We start from the raw sequence: 21,631 nt of genomic DNA on the forward strand, positions 1-21,631 counted from the left end.
CTGTCGAAACTTACATAACTCATTGTTTACCAAGGAGTTTTCCGTTTCGACTGCGCCGGAAGTGGGGCGAATTATAGACAGTTACAATTCGCCGTCAACACCTAATTTCAGTTTTATTCGGATTTGAGCGTAATGCGCGCAAAGGCCTTCTTGCCAGCCTGGCACACGTGGGTAGCGCCCAGCTCGTATATAAAGGTGCGATCCACAACCTCACCATCTATACGCACACCACCGGAACCCAGAAGGTCGCGTGCAACGGCCGAGTTCTTAACCAGACCAGCCTTATTAAGCACAGCCGCGATCGGCATCGCCTCGGCAGCAGACAGCTCAATCTCCGGCAGATCATCCGGCAGCTCGCCATCCTTCATGCGATTACCCGCGGCACGGTGAGCATTGGCGGCAGCTTCTTCACCATGGAAACGTGCAACAATCTCTTCAGCCAGCTTGATCTTCACGTCACGAGGATTGGCACCCGCCTCTACTTCAGCACGCAGCGCATTGATCTCATCCATCGAACGGAAGCTCAGCAGCTCGAAGTAACGCCACATCAACGCATCCGGAATCGAAACCAGCTTGCCGTACATCACACCCGGCGCTTCCTGGATACCGACATAGTTACCAAGGGACTTGGACATCTTCTTGACGCCATCCAACCCTTCGAGCAACGGCATGGTCAGAATGCATTGAGCTTCCTGCCCATACGCGCGCTGCAGCTCACGCCCCATCAACAGGTTGAATTTCTGATCGGTGCCACCCAACTCAACGTCCGCACGCAACGCTACCGAGTCATAACCCTGAACCAGCGGATAGAGGAACTCATGAATGGCGATCGGCTGATTGGTGGAGTAGCGCTTGTCGAAGTCATCGCGCTCAAGCATCCGCGCAACGGTGTACTGAGAGGTCAGGCGAATAAAGTCCGCCGGCCCCATCTTGTCCATCCAAGTAGAGTTGAATGCAACTTCAGTCTTCGCCGGGTCGAGAATCTTGAACACCTGGGTCTTGTAGGTCTCGGCGTTATCGAGCACCTGCTCACGCGTCAGCGGCGGGCGCGTCGCGCTCTTGCCGCTCGGATCACCGATCATCCCGGTGAAGTCACCTATAAGGAAGATGACCTGATGCCCCAGCTCCTGGAACTGGCGCAGCTTATTAATAAGCACGGTATGGCCCAGGTGCAGATCCGGCGCAGTCGGATCAAAGCCAGCCTTAATACGCAGGGGCTGGCCGCGCTTGAGCTTTTCGATCAGCTCAGCTTCGACCAACAGTTCTTCCGCACCACGTTTTATCAGCGCTAGCTGCTCTTCAACCGACTTCATAACAGACCCGCAAGGCTCAGATTCAAAAGGGAACCAACCATACAAGATCAGGGACTAATTACAAGTTTTGCCCTGCGAACGGACACCGTTCAGCAAGCCCAGCGTTCGCGAGCTTGCGCCACAGATGATTTGGTTATATTTTATACAGTTATTTCATCTTCATCATGTCATTCATCTTTTCCATTTCATCTTCAAAGTCAAATTACCTATGACCACTGAACCGTCTAAAGCGCCGCCGCTTTACCCGAAGACCCACCTGCTCGCCGCAAGTGGTATCGCCGCCCTTCTCAGCCTGGCACTCCTGGTATTCCCTTCCAGTGACGTAGAAGCCAAACGAACATCCCTGAGCCTTGACCTGGAAAGTCCAGTTGAACAACTGACACAAGATCAAGACGCTTCCGACGCGCAACAAGCCACAAATGCACCGACCGAATCGCCGTTCGCCCAGATAGAAAGCAGCCCGGCAGATACCCAGCAAGCCGCCCAAGAGCCGTCTGCGCCGGCCGTCGATACCGCCAAGAACCCACAACACCGCGAAGTGATCGTGGCCAAGGGCGACACATTGTCGACCCTGTTTGAGAAAGTCGGCCTCCCTGCTGCCACCGTCAATGAGGTACTGGCCAGCGACAAGCAGGCCAAGCAATTCACCCAACTCAAACACGGCCAGAAACTTGAATTCGAACTGACACCTGATGGTCAGTTGCACAACCTGCACAGCAATGTCAGCGACCTCGAAAGCATCACCCTGACCAAAGGTGCCAAGGGCTTTGCCTTCAACCGCATCACCACCAAACCCGTGATGCGCTCCGCCTACGTACACGGCGTTATCAACAGCTCGCTATCGCAATCCGCAGCCCGCGCCGGTCTGTCACACAGCATGACCATGGACATGGCCAGCGTGTTCGGCTACGACATCGACTTCGCTCAGGACATCCGCCAAGGCGACGAATTCGACGTGATCTACGAGCAGAAGGTCGCCAACGGCAAGGTCGTCGGCACTGGCAATATCCTCTCCGCCCGCTTTACCAACCGCGGCAAGACCTACACCGCCGTGCGCTACACCAACAAACAAGGCAACAGCAGCTACTACACCGCCGACGGCAATAGCATGCGCAAGGCCTTTATCCGCACCCCAGTGGACTTCGCTCGTATTAGCTCGCGTTTCTCCATGGGTCGCAAGCATCCAATTCTGAACAAAATCCGCGCCCACAAAGGTGTGGACTATGCGGCCCCGCGTGGCACGCCAATCAAGGCTGCCGGCGACGGCAAGGTACTGTTGGCAGGTCGTCGCGGTGGTTACGGCAATACCGTGATCATCCAGCATGGCAACACCTACCGTACGCTGTACGGCCACATGCAAGGTTTCGCCAAGGGCGTGCAAACCGGCGGTACCGTGAAGCAAGGCCAAGTGATCGGCTATATCGGCACTACCGGCCTGTCCACTGGACCGCACTTGCACTATGAGTTCCAGGTCAATGGCGTCCACGTTGACCCACTGGGCCAGAAGTTGCCGATGGCCGACCCGATCGCCAAGGCAGAGCGCGCCCGCTTCATGCAACAAAGCCAGCCGTTGATGGCGCGCATGGATCAAGAGCGCTCCACCCTGCTGGCTTCGGCGAAGCGTTAAGGTATGCCGCTCTATATCGGCGTGATGTCCGGGACCAGCCTCGATGGCCTGGACATTGCCTTGATCGAGCAAGACTCGGCGATCAAGTTGATCGCCACGCACTACATCCCAATGCCAGATACCTTGCGCGCCGAGTTGCTTGCCCTATGCGCCAGCGGGCCGGATGAAATCGCCCGCTCCGCTATTGCCCAACAGAAATGGGTGACCTTGGCCGCACAAGGTATTCACGCTCTACTCGATCAACAAAACCTCAAGCCCCAGGATATTCGTGCGATAGGCAGCCATGGCCAGACCATCCGCCATGAGCCCGCCCGAGGCTTTACCGTACAAATCGGTAATCCGGCTTTGCTCACCGAGCTGACGGATATCACCGTGGTCAGCGATTTCCGCAGCCGCGATGTGGCCGCCGGTGGCCAGGGCGCCCCGCTGGTGCCCGCCTTCCACGAAGCGTTGTTTGGTGAGCACACTGGTAACCGCGCCGTATTGAATGTGGGAGGTTTCAGTAACCTCAGCCTGATCGAGACCGGTAAGCCTGTCGCAGGCTTCGACTGCGGCCCAGGCAATGTCCTACTGGATGCTTGGATTCACCAACAACGCGGCGAACACTTTGATCGCGATGGTCAGTGGGCGGCCAGCGGCAAGGTCGAGCCCCAGTTGCTCAACGCTCTGCTCAGCGACCCCTTCTTCGTGACCAAAGGCCCCAAGAGCACTGGGCGCGAAGTGTTCAATTTGGAATGGCTGCGCCAACACCTTGGCCACTTGCCTGCATTTGAGCCTCAGAATGTGCAGGCAACGCTGCTTGAGCTGACCGCGCTGACGATCGTTGAGTCCCTACAGTCGGCCCAATCCCAGACAGAAACATTGCTGGTATGCGGTGGCGGCGCTCACAACGCCACACTAATGAATCGCCTGGCCGCTCTACTACCGTCAACCCACGTCAGCAGCACCGCCACCTACGGCGTGGACCCCGACTGGGTCGAAGCCATGGCCTTCGCCTGGCTGGCGCATTGCTGCCTCGAAGGCATCACCGCCAACCGCCCTAGCGTCACAGGCGCACGCGGGCTTCGGAAACTGGGCGCGATCTACCCCGCCTAAAATACCCGGACAGCAAAACGCCGCTTGGCCTATCACAGCCAAGCGGCGTTTTTTTATGCGCTACAGATCAGATCGAGAACGAAGACCCGCAACCACAGGTCGTAGTGGCATTAGGGTTCTTGATCACGAAACGCGAACCTTCCAGACCTTCCTGGTAATCCACCTCGGCACCTGCCAGGTATTGGAAGCTCATCGGATCCACGACCAGGCTCACGCCCTCGCGCTCAACGATGGTGTCATCATCGGCCACATCTTCATCGAAGGTAAAACCGTACTGAAACCCTGAACAACCGCCGCCCGTAACGAATACGCGCAGCTTCAAGCGATCATTACCCTCTTCATCGACCAGGCTCTTCACCTTGTGCGCAGCACCGTGGGTGAATTGCAAAGCCGTGGGGGTGAAGGATTCAACGCTCATGCTGATAATCTCCCGGCGTACCGCCGCCATATGCGTAATGGCAGCATTATCCGCTTCTCCTAGAAAAGCGGTCAACTATTGTTACGGTATATCAAACGCATCATCGGCACGAAAGGCACTTGGGGCTCACCTGAGGGCAGGTCTGCTCATGCTCAACAGAGGATCCGGCCGGCGCCATGCAGGGTGAGTCCAGATGAGCGGCTGATTTATCGATTACACCCGCGACTCTGACGCCAGCCGCAAAATAATACGCTCGACGATACAGGCAGCGGCTGTATACGAGTCAACGCTGGGGTGAGAGGAAACCCACCCATTAACTACGAATTTTGACATCAGACTGTCAAGCGTCATGCTCTCTCCCTCGAACGCGACCAGCGTGTTTTTTTCCGCCTCAAAGAGCGCCTTTAACGTCTGGACACGCCCCTCGCTCCAATAAGTGTTAGGCACGTCCGGCGGACCTTTGAGCTCTTTCTTTATAATTTTCTCCTGAACCTGCGCTGTATTGCGGCCCTCTTTGCTTAAGCCAAGTTTTTTACTCATGAGCATGTCTTCGCCCCCCGCCACCATATAGGGGTCATAAATACCATCGCCCCTATTCGGACGATAAGGCGCGCGGAGGGAAACAAACTGTTCGGCGGGCCCGTCCCAATCCGACGGCTTCGGCTGCTCAGTATCTCTAAACGGGAGGGGTGGCGTTTGTCGTGTCGGGTAGCCGACACCGAATCCAACTACCGGCTGGTTGGTCGCTTGATGCAGGTTTTCGACTCTACGGCGTACCGCAGGATTTGAATGCCTGGTTTGCTCTGTCGTCACCACATCCTGATCAATCATCATTAAGCGCTCAGGCCTCCATGGTAATGAGTCAGCAAAACCAAGTGCCGCAGCACGCGCAGCGCCAAACCCAGTCAACTTTGCTCCGTCCCAACCGATGATTCTCAGATTTGGATAAGACTCCAATGCATCGCTCAATACTGATGTATAAGTCGGGTAATCCAACTTATGGACGATGAGAAAGACCGGATCAGAACGACCATCCAACCCAACCCGCATATTCTTGGGGTGCCATGCCAGGCTGTAATCGTTGCGCAAATCCGCCGCAAGCTTATTTGCGCTACCGCCACTGATGACGAGAGCGGGAACAGTATCTTGATTGAAGTGGGCCTCGTTTAACTGGGGGCCTCTAATGAAGGAAAGCCAATTGATGTTATCCCCCGAAAAACTCCGCTCCCCGGCGAGAGTTCTACAAGTTTCGATTCGATTAAGAAGCACCGCCCGCATGCTTTGGCTGACGCCTTCGTGGGCCGGTTCAGGCACCTTGACCGGGGAGTACTTATAAGCAAGCCTGGTCTCTGGGTTGATCCAGAGAGGATTGGGTTTCAAACGAATGGGGACCCGATTCAACGCACGCGGCACAGATCCTGATGCTACAGCGACATTTGCATTCTCATCCAGTTTCGCCCCATTACTCCCAGCAGAGTTATAGGAAAACACTGCAACGTCCATCTGCTGCCCATTGTCTGAAAGTTTAACTTTCGACAAACCAATAGCAGTTTGATCGGTATTAATATTGGGTAGGGAGTGACTGCGAATCAGCATATTAGCCTCTCAGATGCCAAGTGCGTCTTTTAAAGACATCATCAGCACGATGCTCTATCACCGAATCCATGGTTGTTCGTGAAGACCAGCACAATATGAGTGGCGAAGGCGGGAAAGAGGTTCCCTTGAAGTGTTGTGAGAGACCATGAGCGGAGGCTGAACAAGGCGCCTACTATTGCGAGGCGCCTTGTTCGATCTTTATAGCTTTATGGCAACATGCCAGCATGCGACAAGCCCAGCTTCTCATCCAAGCCAAACAGGATGTTCATGTTCTGCACCGCCTGGCCCGACGCGCCCTTGACCAGGTTATCGATCACCGACAGCACTACCACCAAGTCGCCATCCTGTGGACGGTGCACAGCAATCCGGCACACATTGGCACCGCGTACGCTGCGGGTCTCGGGGTGGCTACCAGCAGGCATCACATCGACGAACGGTTCGTTGGCGTAGCGCTTTTCAAACAGCGCCTGCAGGTCTACCGAGCGATCAACCACGGTTGCGTACAACGTCGAGTGAATACCGCGGATCATCGGCGTCAGGTGCGGCACGAACGTCAGGCCCACATCCTTGCCAGCCGCGCGACGCAGCCCCTGGCGGATTTCCGGCAAGTGACGGTGACCTTTCACTGCATAGGCCTTCATGCTTTCCGACGTCTCGGAGTACAGCGAACCGACCGCAGCGCCACGACCTGCGCCACTGACGCCCGACTTGCAATCTGCGATCAAGCGCGAAGCGTCCGCCAACCCAGCTTCCAACAATGGCAGGAAACCCAGCTGAGTCGCGGTCGGATAGCAACCCGGCACCGCAATCAGGCGCGCTTGCTTGATTTGCTCACGATTGACTTCCGGCAGGCCATACACCGCCTCTTCCAACAGCTCCGGCGCGCCGTGAGGCTGGCCGTACCACTTGGCCCATTCATCAGCGTCCTGCAGACGGAAATCCGCCGACAGGTCGATCACCTTGGTGCCCGCCGCCAGCAGTTCACCAGCCAATGCGTGGGCAACGCCGTGCGGGGTGGCGAAGAACACCACGTCGCAGGCGCCCAGGGTCTTGATGTCCGGGACGCTGAATGCCAGGCCGTCGTAGTGGCCTCGCAGGTTCGGGTACATATCGGCCACGGCCAGCCCGGCCTCGGATCGGGAAGTGATGACCACCACCTCAGCTTGCGGATGCTGTGCCAACAGACGCAGCAATTCGACACCGGTGTAACCCGTGCCGCCGACGATACCGACCTTGACCATAAACCTGCCCTCAACGAACCCACTGGAAAGCCGTCGATAATAGGGGCCGTATCGTCCTGCGACAACCGTCAACGTGACGTACGGGCGCATGAGCCACTACTATCTCGGCTACCGTGAACCTGGGAATAACTAAAAATGCTTTATCTATGGGTCAAAGCCTTCCATATCATCAGCATCGTCTGCTGGTTTGCCGGGCTGTTCTACCTGCCACGCCTGTTCGTCTATCACGCCCAAAGCGAGGACACCGTCAGCAAGGAGCGTTTCAGCGTCATGGAGCGCAAGTTGTACCGCGGCATCATGGGGCCTGCGATGGTTGCCGCGCTGATCCTCGGCGGCTGGCTGATCTACCTGAACCCGAGCCTCTTTCATTCGGGCGGCTGGATCCACGCCAAGCTGACACTCGTCGTACTGCTCATCGGCTACCACCATATGTGCGGCGCGCAGGTAAAACGCTTCGCCCGTGGCGAAAACACCCGCAGCCATGTCTTTTATCGCTGGTTCAATGAAGTGCCCGTTCTGATATTGCTGGCTATCGTAATTTTGGTCGTGGTCAAACCGTTCTAATTTCAATTACTCGGGGTACCTCCAATGTCATTGCCCGCTCTGCTTGAACAACGTCTGCGCCTGCCCGTAGTGGCGGCGCCGATGTTCCTGATTTCCAACCCGCAACTGGTCCTGGCGTGCTGCCGCAATGGGGTGGTCGGGAGTTTCCCGGCGCTCAACCAACGCGAAAGCAGTGGGTTCAAGGGCTGGCTGGAGGAAATCGAAGCGGGCCTGGCACAGTTGGATAACCCCGCGCCCTACGCCGTCAACCTGATCGTGCACCACAGCAACCCACGGCTGGAGGCCGACCTGGCGATCTGCGTCGAGCACAAAGTGCCGATCGTCATCACCAGCCTGGGCGCCGTGAAGGAGTTGGTAGACGCCGTACACAGCTACGGCGGCCTGGTGTTCCATGACGTCACCACCCGACGCCATGCCGAGAAGGCTGCCGAAGCCGGCGTCGATGGCCTGATCGCCGTGGCGGCCGGTGCCGGTGGCCATGCCGGCACCTGGAGCCCCTTTTCGCTGATTGCGGAGATTCGCCAGTTCTTCGACAAAACCTTGCTATTGGCCGGCTGCCTCAACCACGGGCACGAAATTCTCGCAGCCCAGTTGCTCGGCGCAGACCTTGCCTATTTCGGCACGCGCTTTATCGGCACCACCGAAAGCCATGCCCCGGATGCCTATAAAGAGATGCTGCTCACATCGCGCGCCGCCGACATCGTGCACACTCCCGCTGTCTCCGGCGTGCCCGCCAGCTTCATGCGCCAGAGCCTGGAAAACGCCGGTTTCGACCTCGCCGCCCTGCAAGGCAAAGGCGAGGTCAACTTCGGTTCCAAGCTCAAGCCGTTGAGCGACGAAGCCAAGGCATGGAAGACTGTATGGTCCGCCGGCCAAGGTGTCGGTGAAATTGATGATTTGCCCAGCGTCGATGAACTGGTTGCCCGTCTAGATGCCGAATACCGCAAGGCCCGCGAACAGGCCGCTCAATTGCGCTGGCCGCGCTGACCCAACCGCAAGGCCTGCCATTTGAGCCGGCCTGCCCTACCCCCCTGAATCAAGTGACAAGGAAGCCCGCATGAGCGACAACCGTTTCAAGATTGTGTTTGATGGAGCCTTGCTCCCGGGTGTCGAAAGCACCACGGCCAAGCTGAACCTGGCCGAGCTGTTCAAGAGCGACGTCGAAGCCATCGAGAAGCTCTTCACCGGTCGCCCGGTCGCGCTCAAACGTGACCTGTCGCGCCCGGATGCGGAAACCTACCTCACCGCACTGAAAAACGCCGGGGTCGATGCGCGCATTGAACCCGAACAGCCCGTGGCCTTCAGCCTGGACGAAACTCACGAAACGGACTCTGGCAACTTCTCGCGGCCTGCAGCTTCACCTTACGCACCACCACGTTCCGCCGTGGGTGATGACCTGCCGGAATACGCCACCCTCAAGGTGTTCACTATCCACGGGCGCATCGGTCGACTGCGATACCTCGCCTGGACCCTGGTGTTGACCCTCACACTGCTGGTTGCCGGCGGCATCATCAGCACCGTCAGCTTTGCCGTTGCCACCGCTTCGCCAACGGCGGGGACCATTCTTGGTGTACTGCTAGGCCTCGGGCTGTTTGTTGCGCTGGTCTGGGTCAGTGTGCAAATCGGTGTGCAGCGCCTGCACGACCTGGGCTGGTCGGGCTGGCTGTACTTCCTCAACCTGGTTCCGCTGGTGAACAGCGTCTTCCCGATCCTGCTGCTGGTATTGCCGGGCAATGCAGGCGCCAACCAGTATGGCGCGCCACCACCACGCAACTCCACGGCGGTAAAAGTCCTGGCCACGCTGTGGCTGGCGTTTATCCCGGTCATGCTTGCCATCGTCGTAACCCTGGGCATGAACGGCTACCTGAACCAGCTCGAAGCCAACATGGACAGCAGCTACGAAAGCAGCTCCATCAACTCCGATGAAGACGCTGACCAAGCCACCACCGTCGAAGAAGACGAAGCGCAGAGTGCTGACGAAGCGGGCGAACCTGTAGACTCTCCAGAACAGTGAAGAAACGCCCCCCGGCCTGTGATGCCTTTGTCACAGGCGCGGTGGCGTTGCGATGGAGAAAGGCATGACCCGTTACGCTCTGATCACCGGCGCCTCCAGCGGCATCGGCCTGGCCATGGCCGAAGCCCTGGCCCGTCGCGGCCGCAGCTTGATTCTGGTGGCCCGCCAGCGTGATCAGTTGGAAAGCATTGCAATCGAGTTGACCCAACGCTTTGGCGTCGAGGTGCTGTTCCGGGCCTGCGACCTGGGCGAGCCGCTGCGTTTGTCCGGGTTCCTGCTGGAGCTTGAAGAAGGCGAGCGGCAGATCGACCTGCTGGTGAACTGCGCCGGCATTGGCACCAGCGGGCCATTCCTGGCCCAGGACTGGATGACCGAACAAGACCTCATCGAGGTCAATATCCTCGCCCTGACCCGTATGTGCCATGCCCTTGGCAACACCATGGCGCTGCACGGCGGCGGGCAGATTCTCAATGTGGCCTCCGTCGCGGCGTTCCAGCCCGGCCCGTGGATGAGCACTTACTACGCCAGCAAAGCCTATGTATTGCACTTTTCCGAAGGCTTGCGTGAGGAATTGAAAACCTGCGGCATCAAGGTCTCGGTGCTCTGCCCCGGCCCGACACGCACCGCCTTCTTCGGCACCGCGCAGATGGACACCGCCAAGCTCGACCGCAGCCAACAGCTGATGAGCCCCGAAGAAGTGGCGCTCTACACCGTGCGCGCCCTGGATAAAAACAAAGCCATCATCATCCCTGGCCGCCGTAACCGCTGGATCGCCTTCAGCCCGCGCTTCAGCCCACGCTGGCTGACCCGCAAGATCGCCGGCGCCATCAACAAGGCCTATTGCCCACGTTGATTGGCTGAGTACACTCACCCTGCACATTCATAATGGAGAAACAGCTGTGGATACTCTGTTCACCAAGATCATCAACAGAGAAATACCTGCGGATATCATCTACGAAGATGATCAAGTCCTGGCGTTCAAGGACATCCACCCGGCGGCGCCTGTGCATTTCCTGGTCATTCCCAAGAAGCACATCCCGACTCTCAATGACCTGACCGAAGAAGATAAAGCCCTGGCCGGTCATATTCTGTTCACCGCCCAGCGCCTGGCCGTGGAACAAGGCTGTGAAGAAGGTTTCCGGGTGGTGATGAACTGCAACCCGAAAGGCGGGCAGACCGTTTATCACATCCATATGCATGTGCTGGGTCAGCGCCAGATGAACTGGCCGCCGGGCTGATTTACCCTTCAGCAAAAGGTCGCGGCCCCAGGCTGCGACCCCATGCCCTTGACGCAGCGCAAACGCTTTCCCCTCTCTTGCGGTAAACTGGCCGCCGAGATTCTTCCCGGAGGTCAGCATGACTACCCAACGTCACTACTCGCCGATTGACCGTCTGTTGCTGCAAGCCGACATGGCCATGCGCACGCTGCTGCCGTTCAGCGGCCAGCCGTATCGCCCTTCGCCCGCGATTGTGCAGCCCGACGCCCAGATGAGCGAGACCGAGACCCGCCACGTCGCCGGCCTGATGCGCATCAACCATACCGGCGAAGTCTGTGCCCAGGCGCTGTACCAGGGCCAGGCGCTGACCGCCAAGCTGCCGCAGGTCCGTGCCGCCATGGAACATGCCGCCGAGGAAGAAATCGACCACCTGGCCTGGTGCGAGCAACGCATTCGCCAACTGGGCAGTCACCCGAGCGTGCTGAACCCGCTGTTTTATGGTTTGTCGTTCGGGATTGGCGCCGCTGCCGGCCTGATCAGCGACAAAGTCAGCCTGGGTTTTGTCGCCGCCACCGAACATCAAGTGTGCAAACACCTGGATGAGCATCTGGAACAACTGCCCGCCGAGGACGAAAAGTCCCGGGCGATTCTTGAGCAGATGCGCATCGATGAAGAACACCACGCCGAAAGCGCGTTGGATGCGGGCGGTTTCCGCTTCCCCGCGCCGGTGCGGTTCGGTATGAGTCTCTTGGCCAAAGTCATGACCAAAAGCACCTATAGAATTTGAATGCATCGAACCGAAAAAAAGGGCGCTATCACAGCGCCCTTTCTTTTTGCCTACCGATTGAGCGATCAACCCAACTCGATGATTTCGTAATCATGGGTGATGACCACACCGGCCGCGCCGAGCATGATCGATGCCGAGCAGTACTTCTCGGCTGACAGCTCAATGGCACGTTTGACCTGGGCTTCTTTCAGCGCCCGGCCCTTCACCACGAAATGCATGTGGATCTTGGTGAATACCTTGGGGTCTTCAGTGGCGCGCTCGGCTTCCAGGAAGGCCTCGCAGCTTTCCACGGCCTGGCGGGACTTTTTCAAGATGCTGACCACGTCGAAATTGCTGCAACCGCCTACGCCCAGCAGGAGCATTTCCATCGGGCGTACGCCCAGGTTACGGCCACCGGCTTCCGGCGGGCCGTCCATGACCACCACATGGCCACTGCCCGACTCACCGAGGAACATGGCTTCGCCCGCCCATTGGATGCGTGCCTTCATCGCCCAGACTCCACTGCTAAAAAAGGGTCGCCAGCTTAGCACAGGGCCCGCCTGCGTCAGCGTTTCCAACAAAAGCGATCAATAGCAGGGTTTGCACGGAAAATTGGCTAATCGAGTCAGAATGTGTCTGTTAAGCTGACGCCAAATCGATGGCGTAATGCCACCCTTTATACAGCGCGTATCAGTGCCGATACCCGATGAATACAACAACTCAAACTATTTAGCGCAGTCTTTTCGGGATACAACCATGGTTGCCCTTACTCCCATACCCAAGATCAAGAATCTCGACAAACTGTTGATGCATTGCCAGCGCCGCCGCTACCCGGCCAAGCACAACATCATCTGCGCCGGCGAACGGTCCGAAACGCTGTTCTTCATCATCAAAGGCTCGGTCACCATCCTGATCGAAGATGAAGACGGCCGTGAAATGATCATCGCCTACCTGAACACCGGGGATTTCTTTGGGGAGTTGGGGCTATTCGAACAAGCTGGCAAGGAACAGGAGCGCAGCGCCTGGGTGCGCGCCAAGGTCGAATGCGAAGTGGCCGAGATCAGCTACGCCAAGTTCCGCGAGCTTTCCCAGCACGATCCCGACATTCTCTATGCCCTGAGCGGCCAGATTGCCCAGCGTCTGCGCGACACCACGCGCAAGGTCGGCGACCTGGCATTTTTTGATGTAACGGGACGAGTCGCCCGTTGCCTGCTGGATTTGTGCAAGCAGCCCGACGCCATGACGCATCCCGACGGCATGCAGATCAAAGTCACGCGTCAGGAAATCGGGCGCATTGTCGGCTGTTCACGGGAGATGGTCGGTCGCGTGCTCAAGGACCTGGAAGAGCGCAACCTGGTACACGTCAAAGGCAAGACGATGGTGGTGTTCGGCACCCGCTAAACCGGCAGGAAGCTGGCCAGCATTTTGCGGTACAGGGCGTCCAGCCGGCTGATCGCATCCGGCGCGGGGAAGGCTTCGTGCAGGGCGATATGGCTGTCAGCGCGCACCCGCTGGTCGAGGCCGCAGGCTTCATTGAAGCGATTGACCGCCGCGATCAGCTCTTCGCGATCGTTTTCCAGCAACAGCGCACCGTGCACCAAGCCCACCGGGCGGCCACCGCTTTGTCGCCAGCGCTGGGCGGTGCCGACCATTTTGCGGCCGTTGAGGTTGACGTTGTAGCGGCCGTCGCAAAACGCGCCGTCGATTTCACCGACGGACGCATCGCCTCCCAACTCGATCAGCAAATCGCAGATCGGTTGGCACAAACGCAAGTAACCCGTTTCGATACGGTTCTGATCGCCTTCACTGCGTGGCGGTGCGTAGACCAGGGCGATGTTGACCGTGGCACTCGACTGCGGCACCGGTTCTCCACCGGTTTCACGCAGCAATACCGGCCAACCGGCATCCGCGGAAACCTGGCTGGCGGTCTCAAATGCCGGCAAGCGGCTCAATCGACGTGGCATGACCAAGGCTTGGTCGCTGGGTTGCCAGAACAGCAAGCCATATTCCCGCTCACCCGCGCAAACCGCCGCCAACAGGTCTTGTTCGGCGGCAAGCCCTGCTTCGACAGTCATCGCCACCGGCTGAGTCATCATCAATCCAGGGTCGAACCGCTGACCGCCACGCCACGCTCCGGGAAGAACAGGCGCTGCAATTCGGCCCCTGGGTTCTCGGCACGCATGAAGGTCTCGCCCACCAGGAACGAATAAACACCACTGATCTCCATCAACTCCACATCGGCACGGTTGACGATGCCACTCTCGGTAATCACCAGACGGTCGCGTGGGATGCGCGGCAGCAGGTCGAGGGTGTTTTCCAGGCTGACTTCGAAGGTGTGCAGGTTACGGTTGTTGACCCCCACCAGCGGTGTGTCGAGGGTTTTGAGGGCGCGTTCCAGTTCGTCACCGTCGTGCACTTCTACTAGCACATCCAGGCCAACACTTTTGGCCACAGCCGCCAGTTCCGCCATCTTCACGTCATCCAGGGCGGAGACGATCAACAGCACACAATCGGCGCCGAGGGCACGGGCTTCGACAATCTGATACGGGTCGACCATGAAATCCTTGCGGATCACCGGCAACTTGCACGCGGCGCGGGCCTGCTGCAGGAACAGGTCGGAACCCTGGAAATAGTCGATATCGGTCAATACGGACAGGCAGGTCGCACCGCCCTTCTCATAGCTCTTGGCGATCTCTTCAGGAATGAAGACCTCGCGAATCACGCCCTTGCTCGGAGAAGCTTTCTTGATTTCGGCAATGACGGCCGGCTGCTTGAGCTTGGCCTGGGCGATCAGCGCATTGGCAAAGCCACGCGGCGCATCAGCGATCTTCGCCTGGGCTTCCAGCTCGGCCAGGCTCACGCGGGCACGACGCTCAGCCACTTCTTCGGCCTTGCGGGCCAGGATCTTTTCCAGAACGGTCGGCACACTCATCCTTCATTCTCCATCTTGAATACCGCGGTGAATGCTCCCAGCTCTTCGAGCTTTTCGCGAGCCAGACCGGTGTGCAGCGCATCGTGGGCCAAGGCGACACCTTCTTTAAGACTATAGGCGTGGTCGGCCGCATACAGCGCAGCACCCGCATTCAACACTATCATCTCGGCAGCTTTTTGACCGTTCTCGGTCTTGCGACGCCCCAGGGCATCGCGAATCAACTCCAGGGAGGCCGCCGGGCTTTCCACCGCCAGGCCGTGCAGGCTCTGGCTCTTCATGCCCAGGTCTTCCGGCTCGACCCAATACTCGGTGACTTGGTCATTCTTCAGCTCCGCCACGAAGGTCGGTGCCGCCAGGCTGAATTCGTCCAAACCGTCCTTGGAATGCACCACCAGCACATGTTTGCTGCCCAGGCGTTGCAGTACTTCGGCCAATGGGCGGCACAGCGCCTGGCTGAACACACCCACCACCTGGTGTTTCACACCGGCCGGATTCGTAAGCGGGCCGAGCATGTTGAACAAGGTGCGCAGGCCGAGGTCCTTGCGCGGGCCGGCGGCGTGCTTCATCGCACCATGGTGGGATTGGGCAAACATGAAGCCAATGCCGACGCTGTCGATGCAACGCGCCACTTGTACCGGCGTCAGGTTCAGGTAGATCCCGGCCGCCTCCAGCAAGTCGGCGCTGCCGCTCTTGCCGGACACTGCGCGGTTACCGTGCTTGGCCACGGTGCAACCCGCCGCCGCGACCACAAACGAAGAAGCCGTCGACACGTTGAAGATGTTCGCGCCGTCACCGCCAGTGCCGACCACATCCACCACGCCGTCGAGGGTCTTGAGTTCGACTTTGTCCGCCAGCTCGCGCATCACCGACACGGCGCCGACGATCTCGTCGATGCTCTCGCTCTTCATGCGCATGGCCATCATGAACGCGCCGATCTGCGCGTCGGTGCATTGACCGGTCATGATTTCGCGCATCACATCGCTCATTTCAGCGGTGCTCAGGTCCAGGTGGCCGACGATACGGCTCAGGGCAGTCTTGATATCCATGGAAAGTCCTTAGCGCGTGCCGCCGCTCTGCTTGAGAAAGTTGGCGAACAGCTCGTAGCCCTGCTCGGTCAGGATCGATTCGGGGTGAAATTGCACCCCTTCGATATTCAGTGTCTTGTGGCGCAGGCCCATGATCTCGTCGACCGAGCCGTCTTCCAGCTGGGTCCAGGCGGTCAGCTCCAGGCAGTCCGGCAGGGTTTCGCGCTTGACCACCAGCGAGTGATAGCGGGTCACGGTCACCGGCAGGTTGAGGCCATGAAACACGCCTGCATCTTTATGGAACACCGGGCTGGTTTTGCCGTGCATCACCTGGCGCGCACGCACCACGTCACCACCAAAGGCCTGGCCGATGGATTGGTGGCCCAGGCACACGCCCAGGATCGGCAATTTGCCGGCGAAATACTTGATCGCCTCCAGGGAAATACCCGCCTCGGTCGGCGTGCACGGGCCTGGCGAAACCACGATGCGCTCCGGGTTCAGGGCGGCGATTTCGGCCACGGTCAGTTCGTCGTTGCGCACCACCTTGACCTCGGCACCCAGCTCACCCAGGTACTGCACAACGTTGTAGGTAAAGGAGTCGTAGTTATCAATCATCAGCAACATGGGGGAAACCTCAGGAATTGGGGGTCTGTTCAGCCAGCGCAACGGCGCGGAACATCGCGCGGCGCTTGTTCAGGGTTTCTTCCCATTCGAGGGCCGGCACCGAGTCGGCGACGATCCCGCCACCGGCCTGCACGTGCAGTTCCCCGTCCTTGATCACAGCCGTGCGGATTGCAATGGCCGTGTCCATGTTGCCGTTCCAGGCGAAATAACCCACGGCGCCGCCGTAGACACCACGCTTGACCGGCTCCAGCTCGTCGATAATTTCCATCGCGCGAATTTTCGGCGCGCCCGACAAGGTGCCCGCCGGCAGAATCGCGCGCAGTGCGTCCATCGCCGTCAGGCCAGCCTTCAGCTCGCCGGTGACGTTGGACACAATGTGCATCACATTCGAATAACGCTCGATGACCATCTTCTCGGTGAGCTTCACCGAACCGATTTCCGAGACACGCCCGGTGTCGTTGCGGCCCAGGTCGATGAGCATCAGGTGCTCGGCGATTTCCTTGTCGTCGCTCAGCAGGTCTTCTTCGAGCGCCAGGTCGGCCTCTTCGGTCGCACCACGTGGGCGGGTACCCGCAATCGGGCGCACGGTGATCAGGTTGTCTTCGACGCGCACCAACACTTCCGGCGAACTGCCCACCACGTGGAAGTCACCAAAGTTGAAGAAGTACATGTACGGCGTCGGGTTGAAGCATCGCAGGGCGCGGTACAGATCGATCGGCGCGGCCTTGAAGTCGATGGACATACGCTGCGACGGCACCACCTGCATGCAGTCACCGGCGAGGATGTATTCCTTGATAGTGTCGACGGCGCGCTCGTAGTCATCCTGGGTAAAGCTGGAACGGAACACCGGGTCGGCGGCCGGTGGACGGCTGAGGTCCAGGCCGCGACGCGGGGTGATCGGCTGGCGCAGTTTTTCCAGCAAGGCTTCGAGGCTGGCGCGGCCTTGTTCGAACGCGTCCGCCTGGGATGGGTCAGCCAGTACGATCGCGTGCATCTTGCCGGCGAGGTTGTCGAACACCACTACGGCATCGGAAACCATCAGCAGAATGTCCGGCACGCCCAGCGGATCCGGGTTCGGGCATTTGCCCAAGCGTTTTTCCACATAACGCACGCAGTCATAACCGAAGTAACCCACCAGGCCACCGTTGAAACGCGGCAGGCCAGCAATGGTCGGCACGTTGTAGCGCGCCTTGAACGCTTCGACGAACGCCAGCGGATCTTCTACGTCGTGACTTTCGATCTCGACGCCATCATGGGTAATGCTCACATGATGGTCGTGTACCCGCAGCACCGTGCGGCACGGCAGGCCGATGATCGAGTAACGGCCCCACTTCTCGCCGCCCTGTACGGACTCGAGCAGGTAGGAATTGGGCTCGTCGGCCAGTTTCAGGTAGATCGACAGCGGCGTGTCGAAGTCGGCCAGGGTTTCGCAGGCCAGGGGGATGCGGTTATAGCCGGCAGCGGCCAAACGCAGGAATTCTTCGCGGGTCATGATATGCCTCGTGGCTTGAGGGTCTAACAGTCAGGTATGCAAACGCGCCGCAGAGTGCGGCCAGGATCAGTCAGGCGCGCCAACGCCAGCGGGCCAGGGCCTTGATGACTTTCATCCAGAGTTTGCGAGTGACCACCACGATGGAATTTCCAGAAGGGGACGGATCGGTATCGGGCAACGTTATCTCAGCGCCAGCTCCCAAGCAACCGGGGATTAACAGGCGCAGGTCATCAATCACCAATGAAGGCGACTCTTCGGCGATAGGCCGACCATGGTTATAGCCGTAGCTGAGGGCCACGCACTGCACGCCCGCCGCCTTTGCCGCCAGCACATCACTGCGTGAATCGCCGACAAACAACGACTGCGAGGCCGGAATATTGGCCATTTTCATCACGAAAAACAGGGCCGCCGGATCGGGTTTTTTCTGCGGCAGGGTATCGCCACCGATGATCCAGCGGAAATACCGGCCGATTTTCATCTGATCCAGCAGCGGTGCGACGAAGCGTTCCGGCTTGTTGGTGATCAGGGCCATTTCCACACCCTGCTTGCTCAGCCACTTGAGGGTGTCGCGCACGCCGGGGTAGACCACGGTCAGTTCATGGCCGTCTTCATAGGCGGCGTTGAACAGTTCCAGGGCGTGCTCGGCCTCGACGTCATCGACACCTTCAGCATCGATGTTGTTGGCCAAGGCCCGGCGCACCAGCATCTGCACGCCGTTACCGACCCATTCGCGCACCGACTCGATCCCGGCCGGCTTGCGCCCCAGCTTGAGCAGCATGTCGTCCACCGCCGCCGCCAGGTCGGGCACCGAGTCGATCAAAGTGCCGTCCAGATCGAACATCACCAGCCGTGGCAATTTGCCGGGGAACAGCTGCTCAAAGCCGCTCATGGACGCGCCAGCGCCAGCTCGGCACGCATCTTGTCGATGACTTCCTGGTAGTCCGGCGCATTGAAGATCGCCGAGCCGGCCACAAAGGTGTCGGCACCAGCGGCGGCGATTTCGCGGATATTGTTGACGTTGACCCCACCGTCGATTTCCAGGCGGATGTCACGGCCGGACGCATCGATCAGCGCACGGGCTTCACGCAGCTTGTTCAGCGTGCCGGGGATGAACTTCTGGCCGCCGAAGCCTGGGTTGACGCTCATCAACAGGATCATGTCGACCTTGTCCATCACGTACTCAAGCACACTCAGCGGAGTAGCCGGGTTGAACACCAGGCCCGCCTTGCAGCCACCTTCGTGGATCAACTGCAAGGTGCGGTCGACGTGCAGCGAGGCTTCCGGGTGGAAGGTAATGTAGGTAGCACCGGCTTCGACGAAGTCGCCGATGATGCGATCCACCGGGCTGACCATCAAGTGTGCATCGATCGGCGCAGTGATGCCGTATTTGCGCAGCGCAGCACAGACCATCGGGCCGATGGTCAGGTTGGGCACGTAGTGGTTGTCCATGACGTCGAAGTGCACGAAGTCGGCACCAGCGGCCAATACCTTGTCCACTTCCTCACCCAGGCGGGCGAAGTCGGCGGAGAGAATCGATGGAGCAATAACGAAGGGCTGCATGACGCACCTTTTTTGAGCTAAATCACGATGGCGCGCATTGTATACCTCATGCTTTGCCGCGCGCACCGTGACCTAACTCAACGGTTAGTAAGCGGCCCGGTAGATTTTCTCGATATCGGCCGCGCTGAGCTTGCGCGGATTGTTGCGCATCAGCCGCTCAATGCCCGCAGCCTCCACCGCCATGGCGGGGATCGCATCCTCAGGCACCCCGAAACTGCGCAGCCCTGCCGGGATCTCGACGGCGGCGCACAGTCGCGTCATCGCCTCCACGGCCTGGTCGGCGGCATCGTTGACGCTCAAGCCGATGATATTCACGCCCATGGCCTGGGCAATCTCCTGCATGCGCTCCACGCAGGCCAGCTTGTTCCAGTGCATCACATAGGGCAGCAACAGCGCATTGCTCACACCATGGGCGATATTGAAACGCCCACCCAACGGATACGCCAACGCGTGCACCGCGCCGACCCCCGCATTGCCGAATGCCATGCCAGCCATCAGGCTGGCGGTGGCCATGTCGTCGCGAGCCTGCAGGTTGGCCGGGTTGGCGTAGGCCTTGGGCAATGCCTGGGCGATCAGCTTGATGGCGCCGATAGCCAAGGCGTCGGTGATCGGCGAGGCGTTCAGCGAGAGGTACGACTCGATGGCATGCACCAATGCATCCACGCCACTGGCGGCGGTCACGCTGCGCGGGCAGGTCAGGGTCATTTGCGGGCTGATCAGCGCGACGTCCGGCAGCAGGTAATCGCTGACGATGCCTTTTTTCAACTGCGCGGCCTTGTCGGACAGAATCGCCACGTTGGTCACTTCCGAGCCGGTGCCGGCGGTGGTCGGGATGGCGATCAACGGCGGGCCTTTGCGCGGCACCTGGTCGACGCCGAACAAGTCGGCCAGCGCGCCGTGGTAGCCGGCATAGGCGGCAACACTTTTGGCAATGTCGATGGCGCTGCCGCCGCCCACGCCGATCAGGCCGTCATGCCCGCCCTCGCGGTAGACGCGCATGCAATCTTCGACGATGGCGATTTCCGGATCGGGTAACACCCGGTCAAAAATTTCGTAGGTGCGCTCGCCCAAGTGTTCGAGCGCCAGCGCCACGGTGCCGGATTTGACCAGCGCGGCATCGGTGACGATCAGCGGGTTGTCCACATCCAGGCGCGTGAGTTCAAAGGCCAGCTGTTCGATGGCGCCAGCGCCAGTCAGCAGTTTGTGGGCGATCTTGAATGAGGAAGTACTCATGTGCGCGGCCTCTTATTAAGTGATGGGCTGGCACAAGAGTAGCTCCCTATGGCGTGTTGTCAGCCATTCATCGGGCGAATGGTCGTTACACCTGGGCGGTACGCAATTTCTCGCTACGGCCGCGCAGCCATTCCAAGGTCAGCAACAGCAACACCGAAAATGCAATCAACAAGGTCGCCGCCGCCGCAATCGTCGGGCTGAGGTTTTCGCGGATGCCGCTGAACATCTGGCGTGGCAGCGTGGCTTGTTCGGGGCCGGCGAGAAACAGCGTCACCACCACTTCATCAAACGACGTCGCGAACGCAAACAACGCCCCGGAAATCACCCCCGGCGCAATCAACGGCAAGGTCACCCGACGGAATGCGGTCAGTGGCGAAGCACCCAGGCTGGCCGCCGCCCGCACCAGGTTGTGATTGAAACCCTGCAATGTGGCCGACACGGTGATGATCACAAACGGCACACCCAGCACTGCATGCACCACGATCAGCGAAAAGAAGCTATTGCCCAGCCCCAACGGCGCAAAGAACAGGTAGCTGGCCACGCCGATGATCACCACCGGCACCACCATCGGTGAAATCACCAGCGCCATCACCAGTGCCTTGCCGGGGAAATTGCCGCGCGTCAGGCCAATCGCCGCCAGGGTGCCGAATACCATCGCCAGCACCGTGGCCGCCGGGGCGACGATGATGCTGTTCTTCAGCGCCCGCATCCACTCGGCGGAGGCGAAGAAGTCCTGATACCAATGTAGCGAGAACCCCTGCAACGGATAGACCAGGAAACTGCCGCTGTTGAACGACAGCGGGATGATCACCAGCACCGGCAAAATCAAAAACAACAGGATCAAGCCGCAGAGAATCCGCAAGCTGTAGAACCACACCCGTTCGACGGGCGACATATAAGGGCTCAGCATCGCA

Annotated in this window: 23 protein-coding genes; 9 read left to right on the plus strand and 14 right to left on the minus strand. The window is 59.3% G+C overall.

The window, feature by feature from the left end:
• Positions 1-113: 113 nt before the first annotated feature.
• Positions 114-1,313: a tyrosine--tRNA ligase gene (gene tyrS / locus ACP7BX_RS06355; protein WP_033898150.1), complete on the minus strand. Its 1,200-nt coding sequence runs from the start codon at positions 1,311-1,313 to the stop codon at positions 114-116.
• Between the two features lie 208 nt (positions 1,314-1,521).
• Between tyrS and ACP7BX_RS06360 the strand changes: the two genes are divergently transcribed.
• Positions 1,522-2,940, plus strand: a complete 1,419-nt coding sequence (locus ACP7BX_RS06360; RefSeq protein ID WP_426130513.1) for a peptidoglycan DD-metalloendopeptidase family protein — start codon at positions 1,522-1,524, stop codon at positions 2,938-2,940.
• Positions 2,941-2,943: 3 nt separating this feature from the next.
• A complete protein-coding gene (locus ACP7BX_RS06365; protein WP_426130516.1) occupies positions 2,944-4,035 on the plus strand; it encodes an anhydro-N-acetylmuramic acid kinase in 1,092 nt (363 codons plus the stop codon).
• A 67-nt stretch (positions 4,036-4,102) separates the two neighbouring features.
• Here the strand turns inward: ACP7BX_RS06365 and erpA are convergent, their stop codons facing one another.
• The 3 genes from erpA to argC all read right to left on the minus strand — a co-directional run bounded on the left by erpA (position 4,103) and on the right by argC (position 7,290).
• Positions 4,103-4,453 (minus strand): iron-sulfur cluster insertion protein ErpA, encoded by a 351-nt coding sequence (gene erpA / locus ACP7BX_RS06370; protein WP_003176443.1) that lies wholly within the window; start codon positions 4,451-4,453, stop codon positions 4,103-4,105.
• Positions 4,454-4,666: 213 nt separating this feature from the next.
• Complete coding sequence (locus ACP7BX_RS06375; RefSeq protein ID WP_426130518.1) at positions 4,667-6,049, minus strand: hypothetical protein; 1,383 nt, start codon at positions 6,047-6,049, stop codon at positions 4,667-4,669.
• Positions 6,050-6,255: 206 nt separating this feature from the next.
• Complete coding sequence (gene argC / locus ACP7BX_RS06380; protein ID WP_010206935.1) at positions 6,256-7,290, minus strand: N-acetyl-gamma-glutamyl-phosphate reductase; 1,035 nt, start codon at positions 7,288-7,290, stop codon at positions 6,256-6,258.
• A gap of 135 nt (positions 7,291-7,425) precedes the next feature.
• Between argC and hemJ the strand changes: the two genes are divergently transcribed.
• From hemJ to coq7, 6 genes are all read left to right on the plus strand, one after another.
• Entirely contained in the window at positions 7,426-7,854 is a 429-nt protein-coding gene (gene hemJ, locus ACP7BX_RS06385) for a protoporphyrinogen oxidase HemJ (RefSeq protein ID WP_426130520.1), read from the plus strand.
• A 24-nt stretch (positions 7,855-7,878) separates the two neighbouring features.
• The gene (locus tag ACP7BX_RS06390) at positions 7,879-8,841 is read left to right on the plus strand and encodes a nitronate monooxygenase family protein (RefSeq protein WP_314530560.1); all 963 of its coding nucleotides are present in this window, start codon (positions 7,879-7,881) and stop codon (positions 8,839-8,841) included.
• 70 nt (positions 8,842-8,911) lie between these two features.
• Positions 8,912-9,868, plus strand: coding sequence for a DUF805 domain-containing protein (locus ACP7BX_RS06395; RefSeq protein ID WP_269132152.1), 957 nt, complete (start codon positions 8,912-8,914; stop codon positions 9,866-9,868).
• A gap of 64 nt (positions 9,869-9,932) precedes the next feature.
• Positions 9,933-10,721: an SDR family NAD(P)-dependent oxidoreductase gene (locus ACP7BX_RS06400; protein WP_178952699.1), complete on the plus strand. Its 789-nt coding sequence runs from the start codon at positions 9,933-9,935 to the stop codon at positions 10,719-10,721.
• Between the two features lie 46 nt (positions 10,722-10,767).
• The gene (locus ACP7BX_RS06405; protein ID WP_010206940.1) at positions 10,768-11,106 is read left to right on the plus strand and encodes a histidine triad nucleotide-binding protein; all 339 of its coding nucleotides are present in this window, start codon (positions 10,768-10,770) and stop codon (positions 11,104-11,106) included.
• Between the two features lie 118 nt (positions 11,107-11,224).
• Positions 11,225-11,872, plus strand: coding sequence for a 2-polyprenyl-3-methyl-6-methoxy-1,4-benzoquinone monooxygenase (gene coq7 / locus ACP7BX_RS06410; protein ID WP_015886151.1), 648 nt, complete (start codon positions 11,225-11,227; stop codon positions 11,870-11,872).
• A gap of 65 nt (positions 11,873-11,937) precedes the next feature.
• Here the strand turns inward: coq7 and ACP7BX_RS06415 are convergent, their stop codons facing one another.
• Positions 11,938-12,360, minus strand: a complete 423-nt coding sequence (locus ACP7BX_RS06415; RefSeq protein WP_003194686.1) for an OsmC family protein — start codon at positions 12,358-12,360, stop codon at positions 11,938-11,940.
• Positions 12,361-12,607: 247 nt separating this feature from the next.
• On the opposite strand from ACP7BX_RS06415, the gene crp reads away from it, so the two are divergent.
• Positions 12,608-13,252, plus strand: coding sequence for a cAMP-activated global transcriptional regulator CRP (gene crp / locus ACP7BX_RS06420; protein WP_033898139.1), 645 nt, complete (start codon positions 12,608-12,610; stop codon positions 13,250-13,252).
• Here the strand turns inward: crp and ACP7BX_RS06425 are convergent.
• From ACP7BX_RS06425 to ACP7BX_RS06465, 9 genes are all read right to left on the minus strand, one after another.
• On the minus strand, positions 13,249-13,944 hold the full coding sequence (locus ACP7BX_RS06425; protein WP_426130525.1) for a lipoate--protein ligase family protein: 696 nt from the start codon (positions 13,942-13,944) through the stop codon (positions 13,249-13,251). The genes crp and ACP7BX_RS06425 overlap by 4 nt on opposite strands.
• 2 nt (positions 13,945-13,946) lie before the next feature.
• Entirely contained in the window at positions 13,947-14,783 is an 837-nt protein-coding gene (gene trpC, locus ACP7BX_RS06430; RefSeq protein ID WP_016977894.1) for an indole-3-glycerol phosphate synthase TrpC, read from the minus strand.
• Positions 14,780-15,829 (minus strand): anthranilate phosphoribosyltransferase, encoded by a 1,050-nt coding sequence (gene trpD, locus ACP7BX_RS06435; RefSeq protein ID WP_010206948.1) that lies wholly within the window; start codon positions 15,827-15,829, stop codon positions 14,780-14,782. The genes trpC and trpD overlap by 4 nt, the downstream gene beginning before the upstream one ends.
• 9 nt (positions 15,830-15,838) lie before the next feature.
• The gene (locus ACP7BX_RS06440) at positions 15,839-16,432 is read right to left on the minus strand and encodes an aminodeoxychorismate/anthranilate synthase component II (protein ID WP_426130527.1); all 594 of its coding nucleotides are present in this window, start codon (positions 16,430-16,432) and stop codon (positions 15,839-15,841) included.
• 10 nt (positions 16,433-16,442) lie between these two features.
• The gene (gene trpE / locus ACP7BX_RS06445) at positions 16,443-17,924 is read right to left on the minus strand and encodes an anthranilate synthase component I (RefSeq protein ID WP_025857058.1); all 1,482 of its coding nucleotides are present in this window, start codon (positions 17,922-17,924) and stop codon (positions 16,443-16,445) included.
• Between the two features lie 70 nt (positions 17,925-17,994).
• Positions 17,995-18,813: a phosphoglycolate phosphatase gene (locus ACP7BX_RS06450; protein WP_033898132.1), complete on the minus strand. Its 819-nt coding sequence runs from the start codon at positions 18,811-18,813 to the stop codon at positions 17,995-17,997.
• Positions 18,810-19,484 carry a ribulose-phosphate 3-epimerase gene (gene rpe, locus ACP7BX_RS06455; protein WP_010206952.1) on the minus strand — a complete coding sequence of 225 codons (675 nt, stop codon included), beginning with the start codon at positions 19,482-19,484 and terminating at the stop codon, positions 18,810-18,812. The genes ACP7BX_RS06450 and rpe overlap by 4 nt, the downstream gene beginning before the upstream one ends.
• Before the next feature lie 84 nt (positions 19,485-19,568).
• Positions 19,569-20,717 carry an iron-containing alcohol dehydrogenase gene (locus ACP7BX_RS06460; protein ID WP_426130530.1) on the minus strand — a complete coding sequence of 383 codons (1,149 nt, stop codon included), beginning with the start codon at positions 20,715-20,717 and terminating at the stop codon, positions 19,569-19,571.
• A gap of 85 nt (positions 20,718-20,802) precedes the next feature.
• A complete protein-coding gene (locus tag ACP7BX_RS06465) occupies positions 20,803-21,627 on the minus strand; it encodes an ABC transporter permease (RefSeq protein WP_017739612.1) in 825 nt (274 codons plus the stop codon).
• Between the last annotated feature and the right edge of the window lie 4 nt (positions 21,628-21,631).

The organism is Pseudomonas sp. DWP3-1-3b3 (genome assembly GCF_049896305.1).
GTDB classification, from domain to species: Bacteria; Pseudomonadota; Gammaproteobacteria; order Pseudomonadales; family Pseudomonadaceae; genus Aquipseudomonas; species Aquipseudomonas azotoformans_A.

Excerpts from the sequence above, each read along its gene's own strand:
- trpE (WP_025857058.1), bottom strand. The coding sequence starts at position 17,924 with ATGACCCGCGAAGAATTCCTGCGTTTGGCCGCTGCCGGCTATAACCGC.
- erpA (WP_003176443.1), bottom strand. The coding sequence starts at position 4,453 with ATGAGCGTTGAATCCTTCACCCCCACGGCTTTGCAATTCACCCACGGT.
- trpC (WP_016977894.1), bottom strand. The coding sequence starts at position 14,783 with ATGAGTGTGCCGACCGTTCTGGAAAAGATCCTGGCCCGCAAGGCCGAA.
- ACP7BX_RS06450 (WP_033898132.1), bottom strand. The coding sequence starts at position 18,813 with ATGAGCGGCTTTGAGCAGCTGTTCCCCGGCAAATTGCCACGGCTGGTG.
- ACP7BX_RS06375 (WP_426130518.1), bottom strand. The coding sequence starts at position 6,049 with ATGCTGATTCGCAGTCACTCCCTACCCAATATTAATACCGATCAAACT.
- ACP7BX_RS06440 (WP_426130527.1), bottom strand. The coding sequence starts at position 16,432 with ATGTTGCTGATGATTGATAACTACGACTCCTTTACCTACAACGTTGTG.
- coq7 (WP_015886151.1), top strand. The coding sequence starts at position 11,225 with ATGACTACCCAACGTCACTACTCGCCGATTGACCGTCTGTTGCTGCAA.
- crp (WP_033898139.1), top strand. The coding sequence starts at position 12,608 with ATGGTTGCCCTTACTCCCATACCCAAGATCAAGAATCTCGACAAACTG.
- ACP7BX_RS06400 (WP_178952699.1), top strand. The coding sequence starts at position 9,933 with ATGACCCGTTACGCTCTGATCACCGGCGCCTCCAGCGGCATCGGCCTG.
- ACP7BX_RS06460 (WP_426130530.1), bottom strand. The coding sequence starts at position 20,717 with ATGAGTACTTCCTCATTCAAGATCGCCCACAAACTGCTGACTGGCGCT.
- ACP7BX_RS06360 (WP_426130513.1), top strand. The coding sequence starts at position 1,522 with ATGACCACTGAACCGTCTAAAGCGCCGCCGCTTTACCCGAAGACCCAC.
- ACP7BX_RS06465 (WP_017739612.1), bottom strand. The coding sequence starts at position 21,627 with ATGCTGAGCCCTTATATGTCGCCCGTCGAACGGGTGTGGTTCTACAGC.
- rpe (WP_010206952.1), bottom strand. The coding sequence starts at position 19,484 with ATGCAGCCCTTCGTTATTGCTCCATCGATTCTCTCCGCCGACTTCGCC.
- ACP7BX_RS06415 (WP_003194686.1), bottom strand. The coding sequence starts at position 12,360 with ATGAAGGCACGCATCCAATGGGCGGGCGAAGCCATGTTCCTCGGTGAG.
- hemJ (WP_426130520.1), top strand. The coding sequence starts at position 7,426 with ATGCTTTATCTATGGGTCAAAGCCTTCCATATCATCAGCATCGTCTGC.
- argC (WP_010206935.1), bottom strand. The coding sequence starts at position 7,290 with ATGGTCAAGGTCGGTATCGTCGGCGGCACGGGTTACACCGGTGTCGAA.
- trpD (WP_010206948.1), bottom strand. The coding sequence starts at position 15,829 with ATGGATATCAAGACTGCCCTGAGCCGTATCGTCGGCCACCTGGACCTG.
- ACP7BX_RS06395 (WP_269132152.1), top strand. The coding sequence starts at position 8,912 with ATGAGCGACAACCGTTTCAAGATTGTGTTTGATGGAGCCTTGCTCCCG.
- ACP7BX_RS06390 (WP_314530560.1), top strand. The coding sequence starts at position 7,879 with ATGTCATTGCCCGCTCTGCTTGAACAACGTCTGCGCCTGCCCGTAGTG.
- tyrS (WP_033898150.1), bottom strand. The coding sequence starts at position 1,313 with ATGAAGTCGGTTGAAGAGCAGCTAGCGCTGATAAAACGTGGTGCGGAA.
- ACP7BX_RS06425 (WP_426130525.1), bottom strand. The coding sequence starts at position 13,944 with ATGACTCAGCCGGTGGCGATGACTGTCGAAGCAGGGCTTGCCGCCGAA.
- ACP7BX_RS06365 (WP_426130516.1), top strand. The coding sequence starts at position 2,944 with ATGCCGCTCTATATCGGCGTGATGTCCGGGACCAGCCTCGATGGCCTG.